This is a genomic window from Holdemanella sp. (assembly GCF_056804935.1).
In genome coordinates, this window is sequence record NZ_DBMEXE010000122.1 from 1 (window position 1) to 4,053 (window position 4,053).

General features: G+C 34.7%; 4 protein-coding genes. 3 read left to right on the top strand and 1 reads right to left on the bottom strand.

Annotation, left to right across the window (positions count from 1 at the left end; translation table 11 throughout):
- The first annotated feature begins 165 nt into the window (after positions 1-165).
- From ACZQCL_RS06390 to ACZQCL_RS06400, 3 genes are read left to right on the top strand one after another with little or no spacing between them, the layout of a single operon-like run.
- A complete protein-coding gene (locus ACZQCL_RS06390; RefSeq protein ID WP_482482317.1) occupies positions 166-1,188 on the top strand; it encodes a M42 family metallopeptidase in 1,023 nt (340 codons plus the stop codon).
- Positions 1,189-1,196: 8 nt separating this feature from the next.
- Entirely contained in the window at positions 1,197-2,279 is a 1,083-nt protein-coding gene (locus ACZQCL_RS06395; RefSeq protein ID WP_333881496.1) for a M42 family metallopeptidase, read from the top strand.
- 4 nt (positions 2,280-2,283) lie between these two features.
- Positions 2,284-3,744, top strand: coding sequence for a M81 family metallopeptidase (locus ACZQCL_RS06400; protein WP_288522994.1), 1,461 nt, complete (start codon positions 2,284-2,286; stop codon positions 3,742-3,744).
- Between the two features lie 37 nt (positions 3,745-3,781).
- On the opposite strand, the gene ACZQCL_RS06405 is transcribed toward ACZQCL_RS06400, so the two are convergent.
- On the bottom strand, positions 3,782-4,053 hold a 272-nt coding region (locus ACZQCL_RS06405), incomplete at its 5' end, for a membrane dipeptidase (RefSeq protein ID WP_482482319.1).

Here is a 4,053-nt window from a genome sequence, read left to right on the forward strand (position 1 = left end):
CATTGGTAAGCCGTATGCCTTAATAGGGCACGTATGGTTTGATAAGGGGCGGCAGAATTTAAACTCTGCCGCCTACTTTCTTTATGTTCCTAACAATAGGAAACACATTTGGAATCTAGTGAAACAAAATAGGTCTATACTGCTTTATATAAGGAGGACATAATCATGTCAGAAACATTAAAAATACTTAATACTTTAACACAAACAATTTCAATTTCAGGAGATGAAAAAAATGTTGGCAAATGTATGGCACAATACTTAGAGCCATATTGTGATGAAATTGTATATGATAATTTAGGCTCTGTATTTGGTGTAAAGAAAAGTAAAAAGGAAAACGCAAAACGTGTATTAGTAATTACACACATGGATGAATCAGGATTAATGATCACAAAAATTAATAATAATGGAAGCGCTGAATTTATTGAAATAGGTAAAATCAATAAACAATACTTACCAGGAAGTCGTTTGCGTGTAAAAACAAAAACAGGTGAAGTCAATGCCTTTGTGGTAGGCACAGAAAAAATGGTTATCGATTTTGGAACGTATTCAAAAGAAGAAACATTAGCACTTGGTGTATTTGTAGGAGATAGTGCCGTTGTAGACGGTCCATTTGTCAAAGTACAAAAACAATGTATTTCAAAAGCATTAGAATCAAGAGTTGGATGTTTAATGGCTGTTGAATTATTAAAAGCTGTTAAAGATAAAGAACTTGATTTTGATTTATATGTTGGAGCTTGCGTTATGGAAGAAGTAGGACAGCGAGGCGCTACAACAGCTACAGGACTGGTAAAACCAGATCTAGGTGTTGTACTTGGTTGTAAGAAAGCTAAAACATTAGATGAAAAAGACCAAAGCGTAGGAGAGCTAGGAAAAGGCTTATTAGTATCTTTCTACGATAAAGGAATGATGCCAAACCGCGGTTTATTAGATGCATTAGTACAAATCTGTAAAGAGGAAGATATCGCATATCAGCACTACTATAGTATGGATCTAAATGAAGGTGCATGGGTACACAAATTGTTTGCTGGATGTCCAACACTCAATGTATCGATTGCGATTCAAAATGCATATAGCGCAATTGAAAGTATGGATCTAAATGATTATGACTGTGCAAAAAAAGCTTTAACTGTATTTGTTGAACATTTAAATGAAGAAAAGATTCAAGAATTTAAGGAGTCAAATCGATAGGTGATACTATGGAACAAGTAATTGGTGATATTAATTTAGAAATGCTGAAAGAATTAAGTGAGGCTCATGGCATTAGTGGAAACGAAAAAGAAGTGAGTCGCATGATGAAAAAGTGGATGAGTCCCTATGCGGATGAAATCACATATGATAATTTAGGATCCATCATTGGACTTCAAAAAGGAGAAGAAGACCAGCCTACTTTAATGATTTGTGGACACATGGATGAAGTTGGTTTTCTAGTGCGCGAAATTGATGAACAAGGCTACATTCGTATGCTCCCAGTTGGAGGATGGTGGGGGCATGTACTACCTAGTCAGACGCTTGTAGTGACAACACATGAAGGGAAAAGATATCAAGGTGTTGTAGGATCAAGTGCGCCTCATGGATTGAGTAAGGAAGTCAAAGAAAAAGTTATTCATCCCTTAGATTTATTTTTAGATTTGGGTGTCGCAAACCGTGCTGAAGTTGAAGAATTAGGAATTCAAATTGGCGATATGATTACGCCAGATACAGAATTTACAGTTATGAACAACCCAAACTATTTAATGGGAAAAGCCTGGGATGATCGTTTATGTGCAGCTATGGTTGTAGATGTAATGCGTCTTTTAAGTCAAGATAAGCATAAATGTAATTTATATGGTGTTGGTACGGTACAAGAAGAAGTTGGTTTACGAGGAGCAAGAACAGCCGCAAATATGTTACATCCAGATGTTGCGATTGCCTTAGACGTAACAACAAGTATGGATACACCAATGGATAAAGGAATCAATGGCTTAGGAAAAGGTGTTGTATTAAGTGTAATGGATGCGGGAATTATCGCAAATAAAAATTTTATCGCAAAGATGGAAGAAATCTGTAAAGATCTAGATTTAGACATCAATTATGACATGATGACATGTGGTGGAACAGATGCCGATAATATTCATAAAGCACATGATGGTGTTGTCACAATGACATTATCTATTCCTACACGTTATATGCATTCTCATCGATTGATCATTCATCGTAAGGATTATTGGCAAACTGTATTATTAATGGCTGAATTTGCTCGTCGATTAGATAATGAATTGTTGCAGATATTGAAAGGATAAAACAATGAAAGTATTAGTTGGAAGATTTAGTTCAGAATCCAATGAACACTCTAGATCTTTAATGAGTCTAGATAAATTTATTTTGAAATATGGAGAAGACTGTATCGACTCTATGTATTGTCGAGATATTTTTGAAAAAAATGGCATTGAATTGATTCCAAGTATTGGTGCGATTGGACATCCCCATGGACCTGTAACTTTACAGGCTTATGAATTTATTGTGGATAAGTTCAAACAAAGTGTGAAAGAACATCTACACGAAATTGATGGAATCTTCTTGTTTCTTCATGGTGCTAGTAAGGTGATTGGTTTACAAGGAGGTTCAGCAGAACATGCGATTCTACGCGAAATTCGTGCTATTGTTGGACCATATATGCCTATTGCCCTAGTTATGGATCCACACGGAAATTTATCGGAAGAATTAGTTTCAAATGTAAATCTATTAAGATGTTATAGACACTCACCACACATTGATACAAAGGAAACGTATCAATTTATGGCTAAAGATTTTATTGATCTATTAAATCATAGAGAAGACATTCATCCAATTTATTATCGTGTTCCCATTATTATTGGTGGAGAAAAAAGTGTATCTTTTGATGAACCTATGGTGTCTATCAACAATATGTTAGAAGAAGCTGAAAAGACAGGTCGCATTCGTTCAGCCTCTTTCCACATTGGTTATTTAAGACATGATGGACCAAACTTAGGATGTTCTGTTGTCGTATGTCCAAAGACAAAAAAAGACACAGAATTTGCGGATATGTGGGCAAGAAAAATTCGTGAATTTGCCTATTCAAAACGTCATGAATTCCACTATCATGGAAATGTAGCTTCTTTAGAAGATGCAATCAAACAAGTTGTTTATCATGATCAAGGAACATGCTTTATTACCGATTCTGGAGATAATGTAGGATCTGGTGCGGATGGCTTTAATAATTATGTTTTAAGACAAATTATGAATTTAGATGATTTTAATCATAAGAAATACTTAATTTCGGGAATCGTTGATTTTAATGCACATGCTTTCTTAATGAACAAAAAAGTTGGAGACAATGTCGAATTTGATTTGGGTATGGACTATGATGAACTATGTCAGAAAATTCATATTAAAGGTAGTGTTGTAGCCAAAGGCTTAGCTGAAGAAATGTATGTTGGTAAAGAAGATATTGGTACAGTAATTACTGTAAAGGTAGAAAACATGCCTGTGTATGTCGTGGTTGAAAATGATGCCATTCAATATTATGAGCCGGCCCAATATGTAACAAGCGGCCTAAATCTAGATGATTATGATGTCGTTGTTGTTAAACAAGGTTATATCTCAGCTGAATTTGATGAATATGCATCGTATTGTGTTATGGCACTAACGGATGGCCCTACAAATCAAGCGAGTGAAAAGCTTGTATTTAGGCAAATTCATAGACCAATGTATCCATATGATGATCGTGAATTAGACGAAATTTAATGAAAAAATAAATCCACCGCTCGGTGGATTTTATCTTTTATAAATAGTTTTGCATAAATGAATATGCATTGTTGAAACAAATCGCATTGATTTCTTCATCTGTGAATTCATTTTCCTTGAGTTTTAGTGCAATATTTTGGATTTCTGTGATGTCCTTCATACCAACCACATTACTATCTTCCATGCCAGGAATATAGTCCATAAAATCAAAACCTAATGCGATATGTTCAATGCCAATCTTTTCTTTTAAGTATTTAAGGATTTCAATAAAGTCATCTAGTGTCGCATTTTCTTTCTTGTTCTTCACAA

Bases quoted from the DNA above. Each gene is read 5' to 3' on its own strand.
- ACZQCL_RS06390 (WP_482482317.1), top strand. From the start codon at position 166: ATGTCAGAAACATTAAAAATACTTAATACTTTAACACAAACAATTTCA.
- ACZQCL_RS06395 (WP_333881496.1), top strand. From the start codon at position 1,197: ATGGAACAAGTAATTGGTGATATTAATTTAGAAATGCTGAAAGAATTA.
- ACZQCL_RS06400 (WP_288522994.1), top strand. From the start codon at position 2,284: ATGAAAGTATTAGTTGGAAGATTTAGTTCAGAATCCAATGAACACTCT.